We start from the raw sequence: 26713 nt of genomic DNA, 5'->3' as shown, positions 1-26713 counted from the left end.
CCTCGACCTCAGGATGCCCCGATACGGTATTTAAGGGTTATTTCCAACGTTTTGAATTGCATGGATACGAGCGTCACTCGATCTGCGAGGACACCAGGTCCTCGACGATGTCCAGGAACTCGTCCTTCCTGTCGGGAGGTATCGTCGCCCCGGCCGCCACGGTGTGCCCGCCTCCGAACCCTCCGACGATCTCCGCCGCGGTCTTCATGACCGAGGACAGGTCCAGACCCCTGTCGACGAGGTCCCTGTTGGCCCTGGCGGAGACCTTCACCCCGTCGTCGGAATCCGCGAACGCGATTATCGGGATGTTGCGCCTGCAGTCGTCGGACGAAAGGAGCATGCCGGCGACGATGCCGACCACCGTCTCCCTCACGCCCGATCCCGCATCGAACCACTGGATGAACCTCCTCTCCCTGAGGAGATGGTTCTCCCTGATGTACGAGAGGGCGGACGAGATGTGCTTCCTATGCTCGGCCCTGTTCTCCTCGGCGACCTTCAGGGCGGCTATGTCGCCCCTGCATACCCTCAGTCCGGTCTCCGCATCGTCGTAACGTCCGCAGGAGTTCAGGACTGTGGCGAACTCCTTGGAATCCCCCAGTCCGGTGCCCGACTCGTAGCGGGTGACCCTGTACATCTCCCCGAACGCCCTCTCCGAGAGTTCGGGACCCAACAGCTCCGATATCCTGTCGATCGCACGCTCCCTCTCCTCCTGGGTCAGACCGGTCCATACGCGCCATCTCCCCCCGTCCTTCATCAGGATCCCGAGGATGTCGAGGAACTCCATGCAGCCCTTCGGGTTGTCGCTGACGCCCGGGATCGATGGCTCGGACGAATACTGCAGATACTGGTTGATGGGACGGGTGTCCCTGCCGAAGTACCTCAGGTCCTCCTCCACGATCACATCGCCGTTCGTCACGGCATCCCCCAGGATCGTCCGGTTCAGACCCACGAGGCGCTGATGGTTCGAATCCTGGAAGTCCCCCACGGCGCCGATCACGGCGAGATACGCGAGGTCCACGTTGGACGGGTCGACCTCCTTGGAGAGGAGATAGGTCATCCCCGCCCCGCAGACCTCGTAGGACCCGTCGATCCCGTAGCAGTGAGGGTTTATGTGATGGACCGTCCCGAACCCGTCGAGCACGGTCTGGGACCCTCTCCTCCTGGGGTCCGGGACGTGATGGTCGGTGATTATGAGCCCGCTGCGGTCGAACTCGGACAGATACCCGCTGCCGAGGTCGCATACCCACACGACATCCTCCTCGGAGGAGTTGATGCTCGCCACGACGTCATCGGTGATCTTCTTCTCGAATCCTATGGTATGGCTCTTGCCCATCCTCTCGAGGGTCATGTCCGCGATCGCCCCCGCGGAGATGCCGTCGGCGTCTATGTGGGTGACGATGCGCACGGTGTCCGCATCCCTCAGCGCATCCGCCGCGACGGCCAGGTCACGGCCCATGCGCTTGAGGTCACCAGACGAACCCTGCATGTTCCCTCACCAGCCTTCCGTAGATCACGTCCGCGATCCTCTCCAGGTTGACGGTGTCCGCACGGTTGTACTCCGTCAGGGTGTCCAGGGAGTCACGGTCGTCGTGACGGGCCCATGCGTGCCAGAGCCTGACCGCGTCCGCCCCGTCCATTCCGTCGATGTCCTCCTCCCTGCGGATCCCCAGGTCCATCTCCAGCGGCTTCAGGCCGCCGCGGTACCCGACCTTCCTCGATGCGAAGCGGAGGTCGAACTGCGGGATGTCCAGGTCCACCTCGGGAAAGCTGTTCCTGAGGACCGGGACGTCGAAGCAGCTCCCGTTGAACGTGACCAGGATCTCGGTGCCATCCAGGGCATCGGCGAGGGTCTCGGGGGAGAGGTCGATCCCTTCCGTGAGCGTCACCGTCTCCTTCGGGGAATGGACGGTCACGAGCGTCACGAGGGCGTCCCTGCTGAGACCGTCCGTCTCGATGTCGAGGTACTTTGCCCCCTCCCTGAAATCGCCGAAGAGCCTCCAGTGCTCCGACCTCGGGGTCATGTCGGCCAATGCGCCACATTCGCCGTCGTCCATCAGCTCCATGGCCTGGGTCAGGATGATGTCGTTCCTCTCCTTGGCCTGTGGCTTCATGGTGCAGACGCTCTCGGACGACACGAAGTCGTCCCACGTCCTGACCCCCGATTCCCAGATGGCCCTTTCCTTCTTGGCTCCGACCGAGGGCAGGAGAACGAATGTATTGCGTATCACGCCGGACGGATATCCGAGGTGCGATTAAACGGTGTTGCCCCCGACGCCGTCCCGGACTACCCGTCCAGACAGCCTGGAGAGTCGGCAAGGTTATCATCCCTGTAACGCATACGGAAACAGCAAGCAATCGCTCCATAGAGGTCCATAAAATGTACAGTCTCCTGCTAGTCAGCACCGACAAGGGGTTCACGAACCTGTCCCTGAAGTTCATCCCGCACCTTGAATCGTCGATCAAGGTCACACCGGTCAACTCGGTCGGGGCCGCGATGGTGACGCTGGGGGCGACCGCGGTGGACATCGTCCTGTTCGACCACTCCGCTGACAACGACATCAGGGACATGATCAGGACGATGGACCGCGCGGGACTCTCTACACCGGTCCTGCTGGTGACGAAGCAGGCGGACGTCGACATGCTCTCCGAGGCCATAAACGACGGGGTGGCAGGGTTCGTCGACCGCAACGGGAAGGACCCGTTGGAGTACTTCAAGAACATATGCGACCGGACCGTGATCACCGTCGAGCGTGCGCACGCGTCCGCGGACCGTCTCACCAGCATGAAGAGGCTTGCCTCCCTGGTGGAGATGGCGAAGATGTCGGACAAGGATTTCTCCGAGATAGTCAACTACGCCCTGGAGACCGCGGTCGAGATCACGAAGAGCGACTCCGGGTTCGTGGCCAGGTACGACAAGGACAGGCGGATGCTGAGGATGCTCGCCTGGTCGAAGGGCGCCATGAAGAGGTGCGACATCACCAACTACCCCGTGGAGTTCGCACTGGACACCACCGGGGTCTGGGGAGATCCGATACGCAACGGCAAGTCCGTCATCATAAACGACTATGAGGGGGACTGCAGACTCCTGAAGAAAGGCATACCCGAGGGGCACATGGCACTAAAGAGGATCCTCCTCGTGCCGCTGTTCGCGGAGGACGGGGGGATCATAGGGACCGGAGGGGTGGCCAACAAGGAGAGCGAGTACACCAACTCCGACGAGAGCCAGCTCAGCCTTCTCCTGGGGGAGATGTTCTCCATGTTCGTCAGACGCGAGACGCTGAAGATGTACAGCGCCCCTGCGCAGGTCGTCAAGGAGCTCACCGAGGTGGGTCCCATCGGACTGGCCTTCATAACCACCGAGATGGACCTCGCGTTCCTGAACAGGGTCGGCATCCGTGCGATGGGACTCGACCAGGAGGTGGAACTGCCGGTTATCGCCGAATCCATAAAGACCCCCCAGATGCAGACGATCATAGATCTGGTAAACCGTCTCCGCACCCACGGGGGCATGTCCCTGAAGGGCGGGGTGTCCACGAAGGTCGGGAACAAGACACGGAGCTACTCGATCACGGTCTACAGCACGGCGGGAGCGGAGGACATGCACCCCGGGTTCACCGTGATAATGACCGACGTCACCGACCTCATGAGGCTGGACGAGGTCGCATCCAGAGTGAAGGAGCATGTCTCCATACTCGAGGGGCCCGTCCTCGACAGCCTACTGACCGCAAGGCCCTTCCTGCTGATGGCCCGGCCGGGCCTCTCCGACGACAAGGTCGTTGCGGTGGACAAGCTGAACGAGACCATACTCTTCATGGCCGACTACAAGAACGTCGGCATGATGCAGCCCATCTGGATCGACCTGAACGACGCGGCGCGCGAGGCGAGGAACTTCACCGTGTCCGCGGATTTCAAGGTGAACATACGCACCAACGGCATCAAGGTCCTGGCTGACCCCGCGTTCCCATCGGTGTTCAGACAGCTGTTCGTCAACTCCGTGGTCCATGGGGAGTACACGTCCGAGATCACGATCAAGTGCACGATAGTTGACGGGTCCCTGAAGATCATATACGAGGACAACGGGATCGGCATCGACCCGGACATGAGGGCCAACATATTCGACCTCGTCTACGAGGGGAAGTTCGGGATGTTCCTGATATACAACATCGTGACGGCGTCCGGATTCTCGATAAAGTACGTGCCCCGCACGACCGGGACAGCGTTCGAGATCGACGTTCCCGCATCGAAGTACACGATGGAATGAGGGGGGCCGGGCGCGACAAGATGCGAAGCGACCCGGGAAAGACGTTTCGGAGAAAAACACTGACTGATTCAACGTCTGGTAGAAACGATGCCCAGATCACCGTTGCGGGTCGTGATTATCGAACCCATGTGATCCGCGAGCGTCCTCTCCTGGACACGCCCATGGACATCCGCGGAGGACTCTATGGGGAACTCATGGTCGCATCTGGAGCAACGCACCTTGGGGCAGCCACGTGCCGCTTCGGAGCATCCCTGGCATGCGAAGGTCCTCGCGTAGACCAGCGAGAACGTGAACCCGCACCTGGGACAGACCAAGGACTTGCGCACGGATGCGGTCGTGTTGTACGAGAACCCGTGGTCCCTCATAGCCTCGAAGTATGTCGTAGCCATTGTGTTCACCTTAATTTTGAAACAGGGTCCCTGCGGGATTGCCCGCAGGTAAGGATGTTGTCCGGGCTCAGAACCTCCCGTACTCGTGCGTCGCCTCCATCACAGCGGTGATGTTCTCGATCTTGCACTCCAGGTCAGGGGGCACCTCGCATCCGGAAGCGACGACGAAGTGGGACTTCAGTCCGCGCTTGCACATGGCGGTCTTCGCCTCCTGGCACAGGTCCTTCGTCTTCGCCACGACATCGTCGTAGGAGGACCTCATGAAGATCTGCGGGTCGAGGTTGCCGAAGATGGTGCAGTTGTCCGCATAGCCGTCCTCGATGATCTTGGTCATGTTGGGGCACTCGGGCACGAGGGGATAGTATGCCAGGGAGTACACGTCGACCCCGAACTTCTTGATCTGCGTATCGAGGTGGGGCATGTCGGAACAGTTGTGAATACCCAGACCGAGGCCGGCCTTGCGGGTCGCCTCATTGGTGGCCTTTGCGTATTTGTTGCCTTCGAACTCGCCGTACTCGGTGTCACCGAGGACAGAGTAGTTCGCCCAGAGGTAGTCCCAGCACATTCCCTGGACACCGGTCTCGCCGATCTTCTCGACTGCGGTGCAGCACATCTTGGTAGTCTCCTCCATCGCCTTGTGGATGGGGGCGGGGTCTGTGAACATGTCCATGAACAGCCTCTCCGCACCGGTCGCCTGGGACAGTGTTAGGAGAGGTCCCTCCAGGAACGCGATGACAAAGCTCTTGTCCTTCAGCTGGGGAGCGACGAGCCTGTTCATCTCGATCAGATGTCCGGTACGTCCCTTGGTGACGTCGGGGCACTGGATCTTCTCGTAGTCCTCGAGGCTGTGGATGATGTGTCCGTCGACGAAGGGCGTGTTCTCGGAATCGAGCCTGACGTTCGCTCCGAGGTCGTGAGCAGTGACGGAGAGGTCCTCGAGGGTGACGGTGAAGGGGAACTTCCACTTGTTGTATCCCTCGACGAACGACTGTGCGCACTTCTTGGCATCGGTCGCCCACTCCTTGTAGGTGACGGTCCCGGGGAGCAGCCTCCTCTGGAGTCCGCATGCAAGGGGGTACGCGGCAAGCTCGTCGACCTCCTCGTTGGCGAGGGTCGCGAGCGCCCTCTCGTAAGGTGTCATCTCCTTGACCATCTCACATCGCCTTCAGCCAGTTGACGCAGTCCTGTGCGTTGTTGTCACGGTGGTTGGCTCCGATCTCCTCCGCGAAGGACGGGGATGTGGGGGGTCCGCCGATGGTGACGGTGACATCGTTGCGCATTCCGTTCTCCTTCAGGAGGTTGATGACCTCGGGCATCCTGTCCATGGTGGGGGTCATCAGGGTGGACATGCACAGGACGTCGATCTTGTTGTCCTTGACATTGTTGGCGATGTCTGCGGAGGGGATGTCCTTTCCGAGATCGGTAACGACGAATCCGCCGGCGGTCAGCATGGTCTTGACGATGTTCTTTCCGATGTCGTGGACATCTCCCTCGACCACCACGGTCGCGGCCTTCTTGGAGTCTGCCAGTGCCTCCTGGGGGATGGCGGGCAGAAGGATGTCGAGTCCGGCGTAGAGGCACCTGGCAGACACCAGGACCTGGGGCAGGTATACCTGATGGGCGGCGTACTTCTCTCCGACGACGGACATTCCCTTGACGAGACCCTCGTTGATTGCCTCAACGGGGTTGATGCCCTCGGCCAGTGCTTTCTCCGCAGAGCTCTTTGCGAGATCTGCTTTGCAGTTGACGACCGAGTTCGCGAGATCCTCAAGAATCTGTTCCTTGCTCATTTGTTTTCCTCCCTTGGTAGGGTGATTCATTCATTTGTGTGGATGGTATTTAATTCATAAACATGGATGGATGGGATATCCTTAAATTTTTGTATAAACTACTTATTTTTTAGTTGAATAGTATTTAAAGGAATGTATTTTTTATTGAAATTAATCCTAAACTAGTAGTTCACCTGTTGTTAATTCAAAGAAAATAAACTTGATAAAATAGGTTTCCTTTACACATATTATTTAATGATTGCTATAAAATTGAACGAAGTCATAAAATAGTGATGGAAACACCGAGGCATTCCATCCCGGAAAATAGATGGAAAATCATGGGAGAGAATGGAAATCGAGCAATCCCTGTGAGACAGAATACCATGTAATGTCCCATCGGATCGTCTCACCTGAAGGACTCGGAACAAGGGATGTTTCGGCATATCGTCAAGGAATTGCAAGAATATGTAAGACGGGCCGGAGGCCCTGTTTGGGATCAGTTCCCCGATCCTGCGTAGAACGGCCTGGGCCTTCCCGCGGCAGTGACCGTGAGCTCGACCTCCATGAGGCACTTGTTCCCGGAATCCCCGTACGAGAACTCCCTGTTCCTGCGGTCGAACGTCACCGTTATGTCCTCCCCTCCGCTGTCACGGACGAGGTCCGCCACGACAGCGCTGGCCTCGGCCGACGATGCCTCTATGGCCTCGTCGAGCGTCTGGAAGTCGAACTTCCCGAGCTTGGAGAACGCCTGGAATCCCTCCTCGGAACCCATGGCCAACGGACGGATCAATATGGATATGGATTCGGATATTGTGGAGGAGACGGCGCCTATGGCGTTCCCCACATCCGAGTTCCCGTCGATCAGGACCTCTGTCCCGAACACCTCCCCCACCCAGGGGATGTACGTTCCCGCAGGGGCACCTATCCCTATGATCGGCAGGTTCACCTTGATCATACAGGAGTAGTCGCGGTCGGAGGATCCGGACACGGCCTTCATCAGAAGGTCCTGGCCCGCTATCCCGAACGACATGGAGTGCGTCTCCTCGGATACTAGCTCCTTCATCAGCTCGATGCTGAGCTTCTCGCGTATCCTCTGCTTGCATATCTCCAGGAACCCCTCCATGTCGGTCCTGGCGCCCTTCGCGAGATACTCTGCCGCGACCTTGGACGCCTCGGAATCGAACTCGGTGTAGAAATCACTGGCATGCATCACGTCAGTAGGCGTGAAACCGACCCTCTGGACCAGTCCGAGGCTCTCCAGCCTGCGGACGTTGAACGTGAACGGGTGGACCCCGATGATGTCTGCGGCATCCTGCAAGGTCATCGGCTCGTCCTGCAGGGTCTCCAGCAGCTTGATGTCACCGGGCGAGAAGTCGCGGATGTTGGACGGCATGCCCAATCTCCTGAAGAACTCGCAGCCGAGGACGACGTTGTGCTCGTCCTGCATCGCATACATGACAGGGGCGTTGCCCCTCAGACCCTCCAGCTTGGAACGGACGGAGGCCCACCTCTTAGCCGCGAAGCACAGCGGCATGACCCTCAATGGCGAAAGGGCGACGGAATGTCCCAGGATCAATATGCGACTGTCCCCGCCTATCCCCGATGTGGATATCTCGGCGGCCATGACACGGGTGCGGACACCGCCTATCGTGGCCCCTTCCGGCTCCAGTCTCGGCTTACCGTCCCTCAGGATCCCGATGTCGGTGGTCGTCCCGCCGATGTCCATCACTATGGCATCCCTGAGCCCGGTGATCTTCATGGCGCCTATCATACTGGATGCCGGACCCGAGAGGACGGTCTCGACCGGTCTCTTCCTGGCCTCAGCCTCCCCCATCATGGACCCATCCCCCTTGACGATCATCAGCGGGGCGTTGATCCGATTCTCGGTGAGGACGTCCTTGACTGAACGGATCAGATCGTCTATGACGGGGATCAGACGTGCATTGATTATGCAGGTGGCCGCCCTCTCGCTGAATCCGAGTCCGGACGACAGGTCGTGACCGCAGACCGCAGGGATCCCCAGGATCTGCTCCGCCATGTCCCTCACGCGGTTCTCGTGATCGGGGTTGCGTATCGCGAGATATCCCGCTATGGCCACCCCGTCTATGCGTCCCCTCATGGACTCCAGGAACGAGCGGGCTGACTCCTCGTCCAACGGGGCCAGCTCCTCGCCCTTCAGATCATGGCCGCCTGCTATGGTGATACTGAAATCCGCAGGGCACGAACCATCGTAGTCCCCTCCTATGCTGACCAGCGCGACACGTGCACCCTTCCCTTCGACGACGGAGTTCGTCGCCAGAGTGGATGAGAGCGATACGACCCCCACCTCCTTCAGAAGGTCCGGGCGCATGGCCTCGATCGCACCCCTGATCCCTATACACAGATCCTCACGTGTCGTGGGGGATTTGGCTTTGCATAGAAGCTCGCCAGTCTCCAAATCGATCACCACGGCATCCGTATATGTCCCGCCACTGTCCAATCCAAGACCGATGCTCATTGCCGTCACGTCCATACAAACAGATGTATCGATTCGGGCGCAGCAAGGGAAATACGCCCGAACCGTAAGATATTTTGCAAAGAGTTTAACGAAATTAAGGAAAACAGATGATCAACGCTTGACAGACGAAACGCCGAGATCGCCGTTCCTGGTCGTTATGATGTTGTTCATGTGGTCCGCCAGGGTCCTCTCCTGGACGGAGCCGAACACGTCGCACGACGACTCTATAGGGAACTCGCAATCGCACTTGGCACACCTGACCTTCGAGCATCCGAGCACGGCCTCGGAACAGCCCTGGCATGCGAAGGTCCTCGCGTAGACCAGCGAGAACGTGAACCCGCATCTGGGGCAGACGAATCCTTTCCTGACTGATGCCGTAGTGTTGTTCGAGAAGCCGTGAGCTTTCATCGCATCGAAGTAGGTTGTTGCCATGTATTCCATCTCCATCGTTATGTTGTCCCCGCGGGCGGATGCCCGCGGGTTGTGGTTTATCTTCCCGATATCACATCAGGCCGTACTTGTGGACGGCGTTCTGGACAGCGGTGACGTTCTCGATCTTGGTCTCTAGGTCGGGAGGCACCTCGCATCCGGAAGAGATGCAGTATCTGGAGTTGAGACCCTTCTTGCACAGAGCGGTCTTTACCTCCTGGCAGAGGTCCTGCGTGACCTTGGTGATCTTCTCCTCGGTGGCCCTGACAAAGAGCTGCGGGTCGATGTTACCCATGATCAGACAGTCGTCGGCGTAGCCCTTCTCGATCGTCTCGGCAGCGGTGGGGCTCCCGGGGATGAGGGGGTAATAGGCCATGGAGTACATATCCACTCCGAACTGCTTCACCTGGGTGTCCAGGTGGGGAAGGTCGGCGCAGTTGTGGATTCCGAGTCCCATTCCGAGCTCACGTGTCTTCTCGTTACACTTCTTCGCGTACTTGTCGCCCTCGAACTCCGCATACTCGGGATCTCCGAGACAGGAGTAGTTACCCCAGAGGTAGTCCCAGCAGAATCCCTCGGCTCCGGTCTCCGCGATCTTCTCGCATGTGTTGAGACAGAGCTGCGTGGTCTGCTCGAGAGCCTTGTGGACGGGTGCAGGGTCGGTGAACATGTCCATGAACAGCCTCTCCGCTCCTCCGGCCTGGGTCAGAGTTAGGAGGGGTCCCTCGAGGAAAGCGATGTTGAACGACTTTCCCTTGATGAGGGGCGCGAGCTCCCTGTTCATCTCGATCAGGTTACCGGTACGTCCCTTGGTGACGTCGGGGCACTGGATCTTCTCGTAGTCCTCCATGCTGTGGATGATGTGGTCATCGACGAACGGGGTGTTCTCGGTGTCCATCCTGACATGTGCTCCGAGAGTGGATGCCGTGATGGACAGGTCGATCAGAGTGACCGTGTAGGGAAGCTTCCAGTACTCAGCTCCCTTGGCGAATGACTCGGCACAGTATGTGGGGTTGGTCGCCCACTCCTTATAGGTGATCTGCTCCGGCATCAGCCTTCTGCAAAGCGCCAAGGCGAGCGGAGAGGACGCGAGTTCATCTACCGGCTCGTTCTGGATTGCAGCGATTGCCCTCTCGTACGGCGTCATCTCCTTGACCATTTCAGTTCGCCCCCTTGAGCCAGTTGACGCAGTCCTGTGCGTTGTTGTCACGGTGGTTGGCTCCGATCTCCTCCGCGAAGGACGGGGATGTGGGGGGTCCGCCGATGGTGACGGTCATGTCGGAGCGGAGATTGTTCTCCTTGAGAAGGTCGATGGTCGCCTTCATGTTGTCCATAGTGGGGGTCATCAGGGTGGACATGCACAGGATATCTGTTCCGTCGGCCTTGACGTGTGCAACGATGTCTGCAGGAGAGATGTCCTTTCCGAGATCGGTAACGACGAATCCACCAGCGGTCAGCATGGTCTTGACGATGTTCTTTCCGATATCATGAACATCTCCCTCGACGACACAGGCGGCCGCCTTCTTGGCATCGGCAAGTGCCTCGCTCGGGATGGCGGGAAGCAGAACGTCGAGTCCGGCGTACATCGAGTGGGCTGCGACCAGAACCTGGGGCAGGTACACCTGATGGGCTGCGTACTTGTCTCCTATGACAGACATTCCCTTGACGAGACCCTCGTTGATCGCCTCGATAGGGTTCACTCCCTCAGCCAGTGCCTTCTCGGCCGCAGCCTTAGCGTCTGCCGCCTTACAGTTGACCACTGCCTGCGCGAGTGCTTCGAGTATTTCCTCCTTGCTCATTTCCTTTCCTCCTTTTCGTTGCTGTTGCAACTGAAATTACCATTTCATCCTACGATATATATAAGTACTGTATGGATGGATGATAAATCCTCTTAAAAATTATTTTCTACTAATATTTTGGTTAATTAGTATATAAATAAATTTCATTTTTCATCCATATTAACTCCAATTATGTTGAATGTTTGAACATATCGATGGGATGATCAAGATACACATGAAATGATACATCCAAAGGAAAAATACCAAAATTTGTACATTATTCAAAACGTTGACAGCTACAATATTTTTAAAATGTGTCTGTTTTCGTTGCTATTCTTCTTTATAAAATCTATGAATAGGCTCCCTACTGCAAAAGATCTGAATTTTTACATGCAATAACTTTTTATAATGGAGCATACGGATAAACTACTAATTTTGTTGTAAAAAATTTTGGCATAAGTTACATCCAACCTCTCAATTTCAAAACCTACTGTATTTAAAACTTTGTAGTATGAAACAGTAGCCAGACACCAATTGGACAGTGCATCCACATACAAGGGAGAAATGCCGGGAAACCCCGGCAATGAAAAGGAAAATCGTTTGGATCAGCGCAGGATCGAGGATCCCGCCACGGACCTCTCCGGAACAGCTCCGGAGACGACGTCAGAAGCGGATCCGCTCGGAAGTCTCGACATCGCTACGTCGACATGGAATCTGAAAAGCTCCTGGAAGTCAGGATATTCGCCGAGACCCTTGACAATGCATGTCACCTTGTACCCTTCGTTCTCGAGGACGCATTTCAAAGAATCCTCATCGTCACCGGCCATGTCATTGATGACATGGTCCCCGGCTACGAGCATCATCGGGAACAGCGCGACCTCGTCGTACCCTCCGGCCCTCATCATTGAGATGGTGTCATCGAACGATGGGAACCCTTCCACAGTCGTCACGAACACATTGGTGTGACCGGACGTCATGAGCCTCAGCTGCAGCTCACTGTAAGTGGAATTCGCGAAATGGTCGGTCCCGTGCCCCATCAGGACGATTGCATGGTTCTTTCCGCAGACCTCGTTGGACTTGGTTATGAACGACCTCTCGATTGCCGCGATGACCTCGTCGTAGTCCTCAGAGGATGTGAGGAGGGGGGTCCCGACCTCGATGTACCTGAAGTACACGGAGTAGTCGCGCACGACCTTCATCATTATGTCATACTCGAGTCCGTTCATCACGTGGGTGGGCTGGACGATCACAGTGTCTATCCCATCATAGATCATCCTGTCCAAGGCGTCACTCACGAAATCGATGTGGACGCCCTTCTTCTCTAGTATCCTGAGGACGGACTTGCTGGTGAAGGCTCTGCGAACCTCCCATCCGGGATGAGTGTCGGCGATGTGCCGCTCTATGGCACCAATCGTCTTCTCACGGGTCTCCTCGTAGCTGGTGCCGTAGCTCACCACGAGAATTGCCTTTTTGGAGGCGGTCATGTAGTAGGACATATCATCCAAGTAGATAAGTCAGACTATTGATGACAGAGGTTGGATGAGTGATCGTGCCTGAAAATGGAAATAGGGTTTCGCCGGTCGACGGACCGGCATGGGATCATTCGAGGTCCAGGATGACCTCGTTCGAATGGATCTTCTTGCAAAGGTTCTTGGAAAGCATACCGAGCTCCATCCAAGCTGCATCGAACACGGCGCTCGGGACGAGACAGGGTGCGGACAGGGGCCCTCTGATCTCCGGATCCACGATCTTGCTTCCGACGAAGCTGCTGGCATCCTCCATCGTGATCATCGTGAGCTTCTTAGCGTACGCCTGGATGTTAGCGCAGTCGGAGACTATATCGACGTCCAGGTTCCCGTCCTCCCTGAGAGATACGGTGATCTTGTGAGTCTTGTTGCAGGTCTTCATGTTCACTTGGACTACTGATGTCATTGCCTTCCTCCACTCCGTGCGATGTGACACCGGACGGCTATTGGATGAATCAAACGATTGATTAATATATGTAGACTATGGAGAAACATCGCCTCCAGACATGGACCGGTGATATATCCCCGACGCATCCAGCATGTGCCTCCGTATCATGGCGGATGAGATACGGATATGGATGGACAATCCAATATCCAACCTACAATACATGCATATTGTTCATATAGCTAGGAGCGGATTTCATCACTCAGGTGTCTAAATGAAGATAGCACAGATAGCCGGGTTCCTCGGAAGCGGGAAAACCACCGCATTGATGAAGATCGTCGATGGCCTCACCGCCCGTGGCCACAAGATCGCCATCGTCGTCAACGACGTGGGGGACATCAGCGTGGATGCCAGGTTCATCGAGGCGCATGGACTCAAAGCGAAGGAGATCTCGGGCGGATGCATCTGCTGTCAGATCGCGGGATCATTCGCGGAGACACTCGCCAAGTTGCACGATACCTTCGACCCGGACATAATCATCGTCGAACCGTCCGGAGTCGCCATCCCCCTGGGCCTGAAGAGGGCCGCGGAGTACTCGGAGGCGAAGACCGTCGTCCATATCGAGCATGCCCCGGTCATAACGCTGGTGGACTCCACCCGTATCGACCTGATGCTCAAGGCCGTCAAGAGGCTCGTGGAGACGCAGATCAGGGAGGCTGACATCTGCTTCATCAACAAGGTCGATGCCGCCACGGCCGAGCAGATATCGAAGTCCGAGGTCGCCATCAGGGAGATGAACCCCACCGCCGAGATCAAGAGGATGTCCGCGGTCACCGGCGAAGGGATAGACTACGCCGTGGACCAGATTGAGAACGGGACATCCGCGAGATACGACGACTCCATGGAAGCGAAGAGGCTGGAGCTGGAATACAACAACCAAGGGGGACAATGACATGAGCGGGGATCATGACGATCATGTCGAGCACGACTACGACTTCACCGAAGTCGACCATGACCGTGATGGCCTCGACGGAAGGATGCCGCACGACGACAACAACCCCGTGGAAGAGGGAAGCAAGCTGCACCTGGAGATCCACAGGGCGGTAGACGAGCTCGGCAAATACGCCATCGAGCTCGACGTCTCCGACCCCGCGGGCATACCGAAGGAGAGGCTCGTCGGCTTCATGGACGAGATGATGAGACAGGCCACCGAGGACTGCTTCAGACACGGTGCCGACCTCATCGGACACATCAAGGGGTTCGTCAAGAAGGGCAACGACACCATCATGTTCAGCATGGTGGACCCGTCCATCCCGACGAACATCCAGGACCACATCCCCGAGGACAGCCTCACGGAGTGCCTGGCCGTCATGCACGTGATCGTCCACGGGATATGGGACGATGTGATCCGCGAGTGCGTTCTCGAGACCCTGCCCGGGATCGCGTCCAAGTGGAGCATCCCCTACACGATACGCGCAGACTTCTACGATACCGAGAAGAGCATCGCCCACCACGAGAAGAGCTGATAAAACCGGGAGGGGCGTCGCGCCCCTCCCGCCCAAATCCCATGGGCCTCAGTTCCTGGACCTGAGGTCGTCCAATATCCTCACGACATCGTCCCAGCTGTCGGATTCTATCACGTAGCCGTCATATCCCTCTGGCGTCTCGGGACTGTACGTCTCCGCATCGTCGAACCTGATGATCATCACCCTGTATCCCGCATCCGCGAACCCCTCCTGCTTGGGGTTCGCTATGACCGAAGCTCCGAGGTCGTTCGGGAAATGGTAGATGTTGTGGAACCTGTGAAGGTCGCGACAACCGCATTTGCAGTCCGCGTTCAGGTCCACTATGTATTCGTCGTATTCCATCCAATCTCCTCCATGGTCCGACCTGTCCGGTCCGGCCTTGGACATGAAATCATCCCATGCACATTTAAATGTGGTCAGATAACCGTCACGGACTGCCGTATCATCCATCGGCGGCGTCTGCATCCCGGCACCCATTGCAAACAGGTTCATACCCCCGATGACATCACAGGACATGAACGAGGGTTCCGACAGGAGATGCATCGCCGTACGCGGAGCGAGGGTCCACAACCTCCGCGATGTGGACGTGGACGTCCCTCTCGGGAGGCTCGTCGGCATCGCCGGGGTGTCCGGATCGGGGAAGTCGTCCCTCGCGTTGGGGGTCCTCTACTCCGAGGGATCCAGGAGATATCTGGAAGCCCTGTCCGCGTACACCCGCAGGCGCATATCCCAGGCCTCCGAGGCGTCGGTGGACTCCATGGCGAACGTCCCAGCGGCCATCGCCCTGCACCAGCGTCCCGCAGTCCCGGGGATACGCAGCACGTTCGGGACCATGTCGGAGCTGATGAACGTCCTCAGACTGATGTTCTCCAGGCTCGGGACGTACACCTGTCCGAACGGGCATCCCGTACCGCCCGGCCCCAGCGTGGCCATGGGCAGGGACATCGTCTGTCGGACGTGTGGCGCAGAGTTCCCCGGGATGGGTGCGGAAGACTTCTCCTTCAACAGCGGCGGGGCATGTGCCAGATGCGGCGGGACTGGAACGGTCCGCGAGATAGACGACCGGAGACTCGTCCCGGACGAGTCCGTGACATTGAGGGACGGGGCCGTGACCTCCTGGAACCAGACAGGGATCCAATGGATGTACGCCGTGGCCGGGGAGCTTGGCGTCCGCGTGGACATCCCGTTCAGGGACCTCACCGACGGGGAGCGGGAGATAGTGTTCAATGGCCCGGAGGTGCAGAGAATCACGCCCATAGCCACCGCCAACGGGAAGCTCTTCGAACTGAACGCCACATATCGCAACGCCCGCCGGGCGGTGGAGGAGGGGCTGCGCAAGGCCACCTCCGAGAAGTCCCTGGAGAAGATAGACAGGTTCCTGACCGCCATGACCTGTCCGGACTGCGAGGGGCGCAGGATCAACAAGGCCGCATGCTCCGTGACACTTGATGGAATGACCCTGCCGGAGATGTGCGCCCTGCCGCTGTCCGACCTCTGCACGCGGGTGTCCGGCATACCCGATGGGATGCCCGATGACATGAGGGAGATGGCTGAGTCCATAGTGTCGGAGTTCTCCCGCACGTCCGGGAGGCTCCTGCAGCTCGGCCTGGGCTACCTGTCGCTGGACAGGGCGGGATCCACGCTGTCCACCGGGGAGAGGCAGAGGGTGCAGCTGGCCCGTTCGGTCAGGAGCCGCCTCACAGGCGCGATGTACATCCTCGACGAACCCTCGATAGGCCTCCACCCGTCCAATGTGGAAGGTCTTCTGGGAGTGATCCGCGACCTGAAGGATGGCGGGAACACCGTCGTGGTCGTCGATCACGACGTGCACGTGCTCAAGGCGTGCGACCACATCATCGAGATGGGTCCCGGGGCCGGGACGGACGGGGGCCGTCTGATATCCCAGGGGTCCGTGGAACACGTCGGAAGCGACCCGAGTTCGATGATCGGGCCGTTCCTGTCCGGCGATGACACGCCCGTGATCCGCGACAGGGCGGGAAGGGACGACATGTTCGCCGAAGGGACCATGAGGATGAGGACGGCCGGTCTGCACACGGTCCGTCCGCTGGACCTGTCCCTGCCCATCAACAGGCTCATAGCCGTCACAGGTGTGTCCGGCTCCGGGAAGACCACCCTGGTCCTCGAGAGCCTGGTGCCCGCCGTCTCCGCCGAGGGGTCGGGAACTGACCTCCCTCCCCATGTCCTGTCCATCGAATGCCCCGGCATATCCCGGGTGCAGATGATCGATTCCACCCCCATAGGATCCAACGTCCGTTCCACCGTAGCGACGTACTGCGGCGTCCTGGACGACCTCAGGAGGATGTTCGGATCCTCCGAGAGGTCCAAGGCCGCCGGATTGAAGGCGAGCGACTTCTCGTACAACACCGGGTCCCTGAGATGCCCCGGATGCGATGGTACCGGGAACATCACGATGGACGTGCAGTTCCTGCCGGACGTGGAGATCGTGTGCCCGGACTGCCGTGGCGTGAGGTACTCGGATGCGGCCCGCTCGTTCACCATCGACCCGCCATGCGGAAGGCCGGTGTCCATATCCGACCTCATGGGGATGACCGTGGACGATGCCGCAGATGTCCTGAGGGGGACCAAGGCGCACGACAGGCTGAGGACACTGTCCGACCTAGGGCTGGGATACCTCGCTCTCGGAGAGGCCACGCCCTCCCTGTCGGGCGGGGAGGCCCAGAGGCTGAAGCTCGCCTCCGAGATGGGAAGGTCGCAGAAGGACACCCTGTTCGTGTTCGACGAACCGACGATAGGCCTCCATCCCCTGGACGTCAGGGTGCTGGTGGGGGTGTTCGGAAGGCTCGTGGACTCGGGGGCCACGGTCATCGTGATAGAGCACGACCTGGACATGATAGCCAACTGCGACTACGTGGTGGACATGGGCCCGGGCGGAGGCACGGACGGGGGAACTATAGTCGCATCTGGGACGCCGGACGAGATCGCCGGCTGCAAGGACAGCCTCACGGGATCGTACCTCTCCAAGATGGGCATACCATCTCCTGGAAAGGATATGTAATATTTTGGATTCTGAAAAGAGCCAGTCCAAGCGACTCATCCATCCAACAACCACAGGCTGTTGTTACCGCCCATGCCTGTACCTACGGACCCCTTTAAGGCGACGGAAGGCATGCGACAGTTCATGAGTTGCGCATTCTGCGGGAAGGACATCCCATCGCTGTACCCGTTCTCAATGTGTCCGACTTGCGGTCAGCCCATCGAGACCGCAATACCCTCCAAAGACCCCAAGATGGCCAAAACCCTGGGATGAACCGCTGCCGAGCGATGACCTAACCCTTATACGCCCGGGCGCTCTGCCCCCTCACCATGAGGTCGCTGGAGATCCGTCCCGGGGTTCGCATCACCAACGACAAGTGCCTGATCCTCGACGAGGGTCCGACGCTCGTCATCGGCGATCTCCACCTGGGCTACGAACGCGCCCTGGAACAGGACGGGCTCTATCTCCCGCGGATCAACACCGGATCGATACGCGATGCTCTGAACGACATCCTGAGCCTGTACGAGCCGGAGAGGGTCGTCCTCCTGGGGGATGTGAAGCATGACTTCCGGCGTGCCGGGAGGGAGGAGAGCGCGCAGGTCCGCGAGATCATAAATCTGATCGCGGAGGCGGCCCAGGTCGTGGTGGTCAAGGGGAACCACGACAACTACATACAGAACATAATCTCGGACCTCGGCATCCTCGCCGTGGACCACATCGATGTCATGGGATACAGGATGGAGCACGGCCACGAGGACACAGGGCACAGACCCGTGATAATCGGCCATGAGCATCCGTCCGTCAGGATCCCCGGTTCCGTGGGCGGCGGCATGAAGATCCAATGCTTCGTACATGCCGCGAAGGAAGGTGTCATCGTCATCCCTCCGTTCAGCCCGTTCTCGTCCGGGAACGACCTCGTGCTCGACGACAGCTGCGTCATGGCCCCGGCACTCCGCTCCTGCGAATATGCCGACGCGGAGATATACGGGGTCACGGACATGGGCATCATGGACCTCGGTACCCTCCGGAGCCTCTCCGATGTGAGGGTCTGACACGATATCACAATTGGAGGATTCCTCCAACATACCATTTCCACACTGGCTCATAAAGAGATTGGATGTTGTCGGATGCGACCATCATTTTTGTGCCGCTTCCTTTAAGAATGAATAGGAGATATCGGCTAACAGGAGAACTTATCATGACTATGACTCCTAGAGAGAGAGTACTCGCAGCTATGAAACAGGAATCCCTGGACAGGCCCCCCGTGGCCATTTTCACCCAGGCAGCCACCCTTGGACAGATGGACAAGGTCGGAGCCGCATGGCCCGAGGCCCACAAGGATGCCAACCTGATGGCAAAACTCGGAACCGCCCAGGCAGATGTCTTCGGAACCGAGTGCGTCAGGGCTCCTTTCTGCCTTACCGCTGAGGCTGACACCATGGGTGCCCGCGTCGCCGTTGACAAGAAGGATGCCGCCCCTATGATCAAGGAGCACCCCTTCAAGTTCGACCCCATGATGGGAGAGTACGACGACCCCGCATCTATCATGCCCGTCGAGGACTTCCTCAAGACCGGAAGGGTTGCCGTCGCAATCGAGGCCATGGGCATCATGGCCAAGTCCCACGGCGAGAACTACTGCGTCGTCGCTGGAAACACCGGACCCTTCACCCTGACCGGAAACCTCGTCAACACCGAGAACCTCGTCTTCGGAATGATGATGGCTCCCGAAGAGGTCGACAAGTGGGTCGAGGCAGTCAACCCCTACGTCACCGCGTACACCCACGCCCTGATGGACGCTGGAGCAGACATCGTTCAGTGCTCCGAGCCTTCCGGATCCACCGACATGCTCGCACCCGACATGTTCGAGGGAGCTGCTGGAAAGCACGTCAAGACCGCACTCAAGCCCAAGGCAGACAAGTACACCGTCCTCCACATCTGCGGAGACACCCTGCCTATCCTCGACCAGATGGCCGCCACCGGTGTCACCGGATGCTCCGTTGAGGAGAAGGTCACCCCCGAGGACGCATTCGCCAAGGTCGGCGGAAAGACCGTCCTGGTCGGAAACGTCGGATCCGTCAGGCCCCTGTTCCAGGGAACCCCTGCCGAGGTCAAGGAAGCAGCTATCCGCTCCGCCAAGGCCGGATTCGGTGTCATCTCCTCTGGCTGCGGAATCGCTGTCGCGACTCCCGACGAGAACTACGAGGCTCTCGTTGCTGCAGTCAAGAGCCTGGCCTGATTTCAGATCAGCGAAACCACTTACCCGTCCTTCGGGGCGGGACACTTCTTGTATCAAGATTCAACAAAGATTGCCCTTGCATTGGGTGAGAATGATTGGATGATCGGCGGTCTCCCGCCGAAAAAGGTTTCACTGATCCTTCATCAGCGTATAGAGCACAGCCTTCTGGGCATGAAGCCTGTTCTCCGCCTGATCGAAGATGACGCTCTGGGGTCCGTCGATGACCTCGGGGGTGATCTCCTGTCCCCTGTGTGCGGGGAGGCAGTGCATGACGATGCATGTCGGCTTTGCGATCTTCAGGAGGTCATCGTTTATCTGATACTCCTGGAAGAGCTTGATCGCCTCCTCAACGGGTGTGCTGTCGCCCATGGAGACCCACGTGTCGGTGTACAGGACATCGGCGTCGATGCATGCATCCTTGGGCTCATGGGACACGATGACCTTGGACCCGTTCTTCTGAGCGATGTTGGATGCCTTCCACATGATCTCGGCATTGGGCATACGGACCGCGGGACAGCAGATGACGATGTCCATCCCCATGATGGCGCATGCATACAGGAGGGAGTTCGCCACATTGTTCCCGTCACCGAGGTACACGAGCCTCTTTCCGCGGAAACCGCCGAGCTTCTCCTTGATCGTCACCATGTCGGCGAGCGCCTGACAGGGGTGTTCGAGATTGTCAAGACCACTGATGACAGGGACGGTCGCGAACTCTCCGAACTTGTCCATCATCTTGTAGTCGAAAGCGCGGTACATGATACCGTGGACGAACCTGCTCATCACGCGGGCGGTGTCCTCAACCGTCTCGCTGTGGACGCCCATCTGCATCTTCGACTCGTCGATGTACAGGGCATGTCCGCCCAGTTCGGTGATGGCCACGTCGAAAGATATCCTGGTGCGGGTGCTGGGCTTCTCGAATATCATTGCAAGGGTCTTTCCCTTGAGAGGGTCCCCGTGGTTCCCGCGCTCTGCCTTGAGCTTTATAGCGAGATCGACCAGCGAGGGCCATTCGTCTTCCATGTCCGAGACGGAGATAAGGTCTCTTTTTGCCATGCCGGAGCATCAACAGGATAGTTGATAACGGTTATGCTATTCAAGTGATGGTCTTCCGATACTTCTGATTCGGACTGCTGGGTTTATCGGCCTCGGTCATGGCTACGAACCCGTATCCCACAGCGGGTTGGAGATACATGTCCTTGAAATGATTCCTGTCCGAGAGTCCCATGGACCTCATGATGTCGAGAGCGCTCATCGGCTCGTCCCCCATGGCCTTCAGCAACCTATCCATGCGCGGATCCTTCAGATGGAGGAGATCCTCCAATGACGAGATCGTGACATCCAGACAGAACTCGATGAATCCCGTACAGTCCTGCGGATCGCTCCCCTGACATCTTTCCAGAGCCTCGTAATATTCGGACTGCCGCGACCTTATCTTGGACTCGAGCGGTATGAGATCGAATATCCTGCCATAACGGCGCATCAGGAGCGTGTGCCAAAGACGCCCCATGCGACCGTTGCCATCCTCGAATGGATGTATCGCCTCGATGTAATAATGGACTATCGCGGCCGTTATCGGAGCCGGAAGTTCGGAATTGTGACCCCATTCGAACAGTCTTCCGACCATTGCAGGCACATCCTCCGGGTCAGGAGCCTTGTAGACGAGCCTATCTGCCCCCTCGTATACACCGACGCCATGCTTCCTGAACCCTTCATACTCCACCAGACCGAACATCATCTCGCTGTGGATCGAGAGGAGGTCATCGATGGACCAGGGATCCGCTGATGCGATCATCCCATAGGCCCGAACGGCATTCTTGACCTCCACGATGTCTATGTAGTCCCCTTCCACATCCTTTCCGTCGATAACATCCCTCACCGTCAGGAACCCGAGATCGTTCCCTTCGATGGCGAGCGACGAATTGATGGACCTTATCAGGGATCCCTCCCTCGACACCGACCTGACTACGTCCCCATACCCGCCTGTCTGATCGACCAATCTGTGGATTGCGGCGACCTTGTCGAACGATGCCACATCCATCCTGAATCTCGGGATGTCTTCGATCCTCACATACCCCGCATATCTGCCCGGGTATTTCTATAATTGTCATTTAGTAACTTGTGGGGTAGCTTGTGGGGTGAACCCCACAGAAAAGGGAAACGAGGCCCTCTCAACGTTTAACGATGATGCAGATGATGTCCTCGTCCGCAACCACATGTTCCATCCCCACGGTCTGTCCGGGGAACTTCGCACTCTTCCCCCAGATCATGGCATAACGGAAATTGTTCTTGAAATCGCGGTGGATGAGCTCGCAGACGTCACCGACGGTGTTGCCCCTCTTGACGATCAGCGGGATGTCCAGGTCCGCCTCCTGTCCCTGAGGCTTCAGATACACGCGGATCATGTCTATGGTGTCGTACAGGCCCTGCTGAAGGTCCTTGATCCCATATCCTGTGGCCGCGGAGATGGGGATGCAGCGGTAGTCCCTGTGCATGTCCATGGCGGCCTCGAGCTCCCCGGGCTTCGCCAAATCGACCTTGTTGATGGCCATGATCGCCTTTATGTAGACGCGGTTACCGGCAAGGACGTCGAGCATCTGCTCCACGTTGATGTCCTCACGGACGACCACCGTGGCATTGATGTGCCCGTATGCGGCAGTCATGTCCTTGATGGTCTCCACATCGATCTTCGTGAGCTTCAGGGTGGGCTTGACCAGGATGCCTCCGTGATCGGAATGGGTGATGACGACATCGGGCTTGCTCTGGTTCAGACGTATGCCCGCATTGTACAGCTCCCTGAACAGGACATCCATCCTAGGGTTGAACACGTCACATACCAGCAGGATGACATCAGCCGAACGTGCGGCCGCGATGACCTCCCTTCCGCGTCCCTTTCCGCGGGACGCGTCCTTGATCAGCCCGGGCATGTCCAGGATCTGGATCTTGGCGTGGTTGTAGAGCATGATACCGGGAACGACATCGAGGGTGGTGAAGTGATATGCACCGACCTCCGACTTCGCTCCAGTCAGCTGGTTGAGCAGGGTGGACTTTCCTACCGACGGGAAACCTACCAGGGCGACTGTGGCATTCCCCGCCTTCTTGACATAGAACCCTTTGGTCGGTCCCTTCGAAGAGCGACGCTTCTCCTCTTCCTCGGACAGCCTCGCGATCTTCGCCTTCAGCTTCCCGATGTGGGCCTCCGTGGCCTTGTTGTATTTGGTCTTGGAGATCTGCTCCTCCAATTCCTTGATCTGCTCCTCGATTGTCGCCATTCTACTCAGCCATCCCTGGTGTTGTATTTGCCGTTTGCTCAGATCCCCGGGTGGAAATATGAGTGCACGTACCCTTTCGCATCATCGTCCATCGCGGTCCAGAACGGATCCGTATCCTCGAACGAATCGTCATAGACGCGCATCAGGATGTCTGACGCATCCTTCCCGATCCTGTCGATCCCCTTGTCCCCCCAATAGAGCTCGAGACCGTCGATCCTCTCCTGATCCGTCGAGGATATGGCCTCCGCCATGGCGGCCTGGATGGATTCGGTCGCCCTGCGCATGCACTCTATAGAGCTCCTGACACCTGGGATGTCTCCCTTGGAGGTGCCCGCGACGACCTCCATGAACTCCCCCGCCTCGCGAATGAACTCGTCTATGACGATGGCCTGGTTCGTGATCGCAGGCTCCGCGAGGAAGTACTCGGTCATCAGTATGTATGCGGATTCGACCATGTTATACGCATCGTCCGCACTCTGGACCATGCTCTTCGAGTTGCAGAGCGCCTCCATTATGGTCTCGATCAGCACTGACGGGACGGTGTCGGCTATGCCGTCGACCTCCAGCAGTGGTGCCACGGACATCAGGCCCCCGTGGTAGGAGCCCCCGTCGTACACGGTCCTCAGGATCCATTGGGCGACGGCCTCCGCCATCGCGTCCTTCATGGACATCTGGACCTCGGGGTCCTGACCCTCGATCGCCTCTGCGAACGACCTTCCGGCCTCCTCCGCATCGCCTGTCATCAGGTGGTCCACGGAATCGGCCATGAGGCCGAACCACGGCCTGCTCTCGGATCCGGCGGACTCCCCGCCGCCGATTATGATCTCGATGAGGGACTCCGACTGCGAATCCAGGAACTCCGCGTCCGTATCCTCTGCGGCGATGGGATCCCCGCAATACATGCAGAATCCCTTTCCATCCTTCTCATCCATGAGAATCCTGTTTCCACACTTGGGACAGGTCAGAACAACGAAGCTCATATGAGCTACCATATCTGAAACCCCTATTTATAAGGGATATTAGAGAAGATGATACATCCGATACGATTGACTTCTACGAAAGGCTTTTAATGCCGTCGCGATGCGATGACGATGACAGAGAACGTCAGTGGAAAACGGTCCATCATCGGCGGCATAGTCGATGATTTCAAGGCCCTATCCACCAAGCAGATAGTCGCGATCGTTGTCGCGATAATGATAGCCCTTATCCTGGAGGTAAGTGGGCTTCTCATGTTCGGTTGCTTCGGCATTCTACTCATAGCCGTAGTACTGTACATGATTCCTCATCTGGTTCGTGTCGGGTCTGTGAAGGTCAAGACCATCATGTGCGTGGTCTTTGCCATACTGTCGATTGTCAGCGGAACCTTCATAATGAGTCCCCCTGACAATGATGCGCTTAGTCAGGAATCAAATGACAAGAGCATCACTGACATGAGCATATCTTATGATGAGACTGCGGAGACATACTCCATATCCCTCACCGCTGACCCCGCCATAGTGGAAGCGAAAGATGATTGGCACGTCAAAGTGGTCTATGGAAACATATCGGAGATAGGTTTCGGAATACCACAGGCACCGAGTACTTCCAACAGGGAGACCATCACATTGGCGGATATGGAAAAAGTCGGTAGCGTGTACAAGTGCACAACTACCCTCCCAGACATGAAGGACGGGTTCATCGTCAGCATAATGGTAGCAATTGAATGGAACGAATCGGAAGAAGGAGAGGACCCCTACTACATAGTCAGATCAGGAGATTCCATCGCCAGCGGCTACTACGACTCGGGAATCTCCAACTCCGATGCCCGCAGCGTCTTCTTCAAGGGAGCTGCCATCATCACGGCCGAGATCGTGGCCCTGTTCATGATCATCCTCCTGTTCTCGTTCTTCATGAGGCGCAGCGCCGAGAAGACCCGCGACAAGATGGAGGCCGAGGGGAGGCTGTACCCCAAGGGATACGGACTCTGCAAGAAGTGCGGTGCGACGGTTCTGCCGGGAGAGGTCGTCTGCAGGAAATGCGGAGAGTACATCGACGTCCCAGACGAGATGCGCGCACAGAAGAAGGACTTCTTCACCTGCTCCGAATGCGGCGCCGAGGTTCCGTCCGATGCGAAGGTCTGCCCCAAGTGCGGATCGTCCTTCGACGAGGAGGTCGTCGTGGAGGTCGCACATCCCGACGGATCCGTGGACGCCACGGTGGATACCGTGACGTGCCCCCACTGCAACGAGCAGATCCCCGCCAACGCGGACTGGTGCCCCAAGTGCGGCAAGAAGATCAAGGAATGAGAAATTCCGGATAAACAGTTTAAGCCCCCGTGATGGGGGCGATTACCATCATCCCGACGGATGATGGGCTTACTTCTTCCTCTTCCTGAAGGTGACCTTGGAGTCCTTCATGTTGACGACGGCGTCCTCCAGCTTCTCGATGAGGTCTGCTGCCGTCTTGATGAGGTCCCAACCGACCTCCTTCGCCATGACAGCCGTACCGTTGATGAACAGCCTGGCACTGATGCTGTACTTGAAGTTGCCACCGGCATCGTTGTACCTGGACACGTGCATGGTCAGGGACTCGGGCTTGTAGATCTTCGAGACCTTCTTCACCATCTCCTCTATGTCCGCATAGATCGCATCGGTCGCATCCTTCTCGTTGTCATCCAGACCGCTGATCTGGACGAACATCATGTCCCTCTCCCTGCATGCGGAGAGAAGTTCGATGATGTCGTACTCGGTGATGACCCCGACGAGCTCCTTGCCTTCGAGAACGGGTATCGTGGAGATGTTGTTGTCGACCATCATGTCGACCGCGGCCGCGATGTCCTCGTCCCACCCGATGGTCTTGACGGACGTCAGGGCGATGGACTCGACGGTTATCTGGGACCTGGAGCTCTTCTCCAGGTCTCCGATGGTCTTGTTGTCCTTCTTCCAGTTGTTGTCGATGATCTCCCTCATCCCGACGATTCCGACGACACCGTTCATGTCGTTGACGACCGGTATGGTCCTGTAGTCCTCGCGGATCATGAGCTCCAGCGCCTCATCCATCAGGTCGTTGGCCTTGACGGACTCCACGGGATTGCTCATTATCTCCCAGACCTTGATCTCCTTGAGGGCCTTGATGTCCCTCGCGACCTCGATCAGCCTGTTCCTCTGGATTATCCCCGTGACCTTCTTGCCGGTCACTATGGGAAGCTGCCTGCTGTTCGTGGAGACCATGAGCTCTGCGATCTTGGTGATCTCCATCGTGGGGGAGACTGCAGGCATCCCCTTGATCAGACCCTTGACCTTGGCGTCCAGGGTCACGCTCTTCTTCCTGAGGATGGATGCATAACTGACCATTCCAAGGAACTCCCCTCCATCCACAACAGGAATATCCTGATACTTGGTCTCCTTCATCAACGCGAGAACGTCCGCGATGCGATCATCGGAAGAGACCGTGGGGAATTCTGCAGACATGATCTTCTGAACGGACATGCCATCGATCTGCGATCTCAGCATAGCCAGCTTCTTCAGGTCTTCTAGGTCCTTTACTCCCATTTTACACCTCTGAACTCAATATTCAAGTACATTGGATATAACAGATTGCCTATTGGATACGAAATCCGTAGCCTTTGCTTCGGATATCCCAGATATGGTCCA

The 26713-nt window shown here is 57.8% G+C and carries 25 protein-coding genes; 8 read left to right on the top strand and 17 right to left on the bottom strand.

Features of this window, described 5'->3' with window-relative positions:
- Positions 1 to 73: 73 nt before the first annotated feature.
- Together V5D86_RS07045 and V5D86_RS07040 are read right to left on the bottom strand one after the other, a co-directional pair.
- Positions 74 to 1486, bottom strand: coding sequence for a DHHA1 domain-containing protein (locus tag V5D86_RS07045; RefSeq protein WP_414595979.1), 1413 nt, complete (start codon positions 1484 to 1486; stop codon positions 74 to 76).
- A complete protein-coding gene (locus V5D86_RS07040) occupies positions 1467 to 2228 on the bottom strand; it encodes a ribonuclease H-like domain-containing protein (RefSeq protein ID WP_414595978.1) in 762 nt (253 codons plus the stop codon). The genes V5D86_RS07045 and V5D86_RS07040 overlap by 20 nt, the downstream gene beginning before the upstream one ends.
- 149 nt (positions 2229 to 2377) lie before the next feature.
- Between V5D86_RS07040 and V5D86_RS07035 the strand changes: the two genes are divergently transcribed.
- The gene (locus tag V5D86_RS07035) at positions 2378 to 4261 is read left to right on the top strand and encodes a GAF domain-containing protein (protein ID WP_414595977.1); all 1884 of its coding nucleotides are present in this window, start codon (positions 2378 to 2380) and stop codon (positions 4259 to 4261) included.
- A 68-nt stretch (positions 4262 to 4329) separates the two neighbouring features.
- Here the strand turns inward: V5D86_RS07035 and V5D86_RS07030 are convergent, their stop codons facing one another.
- From V5D86_RS07030 to V5D86_RS06990, 9 genes are all read right to left on the bottom strand, one after another.
- Positions 4330 to 4650, bottom strand: coding sequence for a hypothetical protein (locus tag V5D86_RS07030; RefSeq protein WP_414595976.1), 321 nt, complete (start codon positions 4648 to 4650; stop codon positions 4330 to 4332).
- 67 nt (positions 4651 to 4717) lie between these two features.
- Positions 4718 to 5803 (bottom strand): uroporphyrinogen decarboxylase family protein, encoded by a 1086-nt coding sequence (locus tag V5D86_RS07025; protein WP_414595975.1) that lies wholly within the window; start codon positions 5801 to 5803, stop codon positions 4718 to 4720.
- A 1-nt stretch (position 5804) separates the two neighbouring features.
- Entirely contained in the window at positions 5805 to 6440 is a 636-nt protein-coding gene (locus V5D86_RS07020; RefSeq protein ID WP_414595974.1) for a B12-binding domain-containing protein, read from the bottom strand.
- A gap of 475 nt (positions 6441 to 6915) precedes the next feature.
- Positions 6916 to 8916, bottom strand: a complete 2001-nt coding sequence (locus V5D86_RS07015) for a hydantoinase/oxoprolinase family protein (protein ID WP_414595973.1) — start codon at positions 8914 to 8916, stop codon at positions 6916 to 6918.
- 111 nt (positions 8917 to 9027) lie between these two features.
- Complete coding sequence (locus V5D86_RS07010) at positions 9028 to 9348, bottom strand: hypothetical protein (protein WP_414595972.1); 321 nt, start codon at positions 9346 to 9348, stop codon at positions 9028 to 9030.
- A gap of 70 nt (positions 9349 to 9418) precedes the next feature.
- Positions 9419 to 10504, bottom strand: coding sequence for a uroporphyrinogen decarboxylase family protein (locus tag V5D86_RS07005; protein WP_414595971.1), 1086 nt, complete (start codon positions 10502 to 10504; stop codon positions 9419 to 9421).
- A 1-nt stretch (position 10505) separates the two neighbouring features.
- On the bottom strand, positions 10506 to 11144 hold the full coding sequence (locus V5D86_RS07000) for a B12-binding domain-containing protein (protein WP_414595970.1): 639 nt from the start codon (positions 11142 to 11144) through the stop codon (positions 10506 to 10508).
- Positions 11145 to 11728: 584 nt separating this feature from the next.
- Positions 11729 to 12607: a sirohydrochlorin cobaltochelatase gene (locus tag V5D86_RS06995; RefSeq protein ID WP_414595969.1), complete on the bottom strand. Its 879-nt coding sequence runs from the start codon at positions 12605 to 12607 to the stop codon at positions 11729 to 11731.
- Positions 12608 to 12722: 115 nt separating this feature from the next.
- Positions 12723 to 13055 carry a DUF6951 family protein gene (locus V5D86_RS06990; RefSeq protein WP_414595968.1) on the bottom strand — a complete coding sequence of 111 codons (333 nt, stop codon included), beginning with the start codon at positions 13053 to 13055 and terminating at the stop codon, positions 12723 to 12725.
- A 253-nt stretch (positions 13056 to 13308) separates the two neighbouring features.
- Between V5D86_RS06990 and V5D86_RS06985 the strand changes: the two genes are divergently transcribed.
- Positions 13309 to 13986: a CobW family GTP-binding protein gene (locus V5D86_RS06985; RefSeq protein ID WP_414595967.1), complete on the top strand. Its 678-nt coding sequence runs from the start codon at positions 13309 to 13311 to the stop codon at positions 13984 to 13986.
- 1 nt (position 13987) lies between these two features.
- The gene (locus V5D86_RS06980) at positions 13988 to 14560 is read left to right on the top strand and encodes a hypothetical protein (RefSeq protein ID WP_414595966.1); all 573 of its coding nucleotides are present in this window, start codon (positions 13988 to 13990) and stop codon (positions 14558 to 14560) included.
- A 48-nt stretch (positions 14561 to 14608) separates the two neighbouring features.
- Here V5D86_RS06980 and V5D86_RS06975 read toward each other — a convergent pair whose 3' ends face one another.
- Entirely contained in the window at positions 14609 to 14902 is a 294-nt protein-coding gene (locus tag V5D86_RS06975; RefSeq protein ID WP_414595965.1) for a hypothetical protein, read from the bottom strand.
- Positions 14903 to 15074: 172 nt separating this feature from the next.
- On the opposite strand from V5D86_RS06975, the gene V5D86_RS06970 reads away from it, so the two are divergent.
- The 4 genes from V5D86_RS06970 (at position 15075) to V5D86_RS06955 (ending at position 19812) form a co-directional block, all read left to right on the top strand.
- On the top strand, positions 15075 to 17597 hold the full coding sequence (locus tag V5D86_RS06970) for an excinuclease ABC subunit UvrA (protein ID WP_414595964.1): 2523 nt from the start codon (positions 15075 to 15077) through the stop codon (positions 17595 to 17597).
- 123 nt (positions 17598 to 17720) lie between these two features.
- Positions 17721 to 17849, top strand: a complete 129-nt coding sequence (locus V5D86_RS06965) for a hypothetical protein (RefSeq protein ID WP_414595963.1) — start codon at positions 17721 to 17723, stop codon at positions 17847 to 17849.
- 56 nt (positions 17850 to 17905) lie between these two features.
- Positions 17906 to 18628 (top strand): metallophosphoesterase, encoded by a 723-nt coding sequence (locus V5D86_RS06960; protein WP_414595962.1) that lies wholly within the window; start codon positions 17906 to 17908, stop codon positions 18626 to 18628.
- A 146-nt stretch (positions 18629 to 18774) separates the two neighbouring features.
- Positions 18775 to 19812, top strand: a complete 1038-nt coding sequence (locus V5D86_RS06955; RefSeq protein WP_414595961.1) for an MtaA/CmuA family methyltransferase — start codon at positions 18775 to 18777, stop codon at positions 19810 to 19812.
- Between the two features lie 129 nt (positions 19813 to 19941).
- Here V5D86_RS06955 and argF read toward each other — a convergent pair whose 3' ends face one another.
- The 4 genes from argF to V5D86_RS06935 all read right to left on the bottom strand — a co-directional run bounded on the left by argF (position 19942) and on the right by V5D86_RS06935 (position 24061).
- Complete coding sequence (gene argF / locus V5D86_RS06950; RefSeq protein ID WP_414595960.1) at positions 19942 to 20865, bottom strand: ornithine carbamoyltransferase; 924 nt, start codon at positions 20863 to 20865, stop codon at positions 19942 to 19944.
- 40 nt (positions 20866 to 20905) lie between these two features.
- Complete coding sequence (locus V5D86_RS06945; protein ID WP_414595959.1) at positions 20906 to 21880, bottom strand: Fic family protein; 975 nt, start codon at positions 21878 to 21880, stop codon at positions 20906 to 20908.
- Positions 21881 to 21980: 100 nt separating this feature from the next.
- Positions 21981 to 23081, bottom strand: a complete 1101-nt coding sequence (locus V5D86_RS06940) for an OBG GTPase family GTP-binding protein (RefSeq protein ID WP_414595958.1) — start codon at positions 23079 to 23081, stop codon at positions 21981 to 21983.
- Between the two features lie 38 nt (positions 23082 to 23119).
- Positions 23120 to 24061: a zinc ribbon domain-containing protein gene (locus V5D86_RS06935; RefSeq protein WP_414595957.1), complete on the bottom strand. Its 942-nt coding sequence runs from the start codon at positions 24059 to 24061 to the stop codon at positions 23120 to 23122.
- A gap of 111 nt (positions 24062 to 24172) precedes the next feature.
- Here V5D86_RS06935 and V5D86_RS06930 point away from each other — a divergent pair, with 111 nt between their 5' ends.
- The gene (locus V5D86_RS06930; RefSeq protein WP_414595956.1) at positions 24173 to 25366 is read left to right on the top strand and encodes a zinc ribbon domain-containing protein; all 1194 of its coding nucleotides are present in this window, start codon (positions 24173 to 24175) and stop codon (positions 25364 to 25366) included.
- Between the two features lie 69 nt (positions 25367 to 25435).
- Here the strand turns inward: V5D86_RS06930 and V5D86_RS06925 are convergent, their stop codons facing one another.
- On the bottom strand, positions 25436 to 26611 hold the full coding sequence (locus tag V5D86_RS06925; protein WP_414595955.1) for a CBS domain-containing protein: 1176 nt from the start codon (positions 26609 to 26611) through the stop codon (positions 25436 to 25438).
- Between the last annotated feature and the right edge of the window lie 102 nt (positions 26612 to 26713).

Origin of the sequence: Candidatus Methanoprimaticola sp. MG2 (assembly GCF_047501175.1) — an archaeon.
In the GTDB taxonomy this organism is placed as follows: Archaea; Thermoplasmatota; Thermoplasmata; order Methanomassiliicoccales; family Methanomethylophilaceae; genus Methanoprimaticola.
Note: the sequence above shows the minus strand (reverse complement) of the source record. Positions and strands in the feature narration are given on the sequence as shown.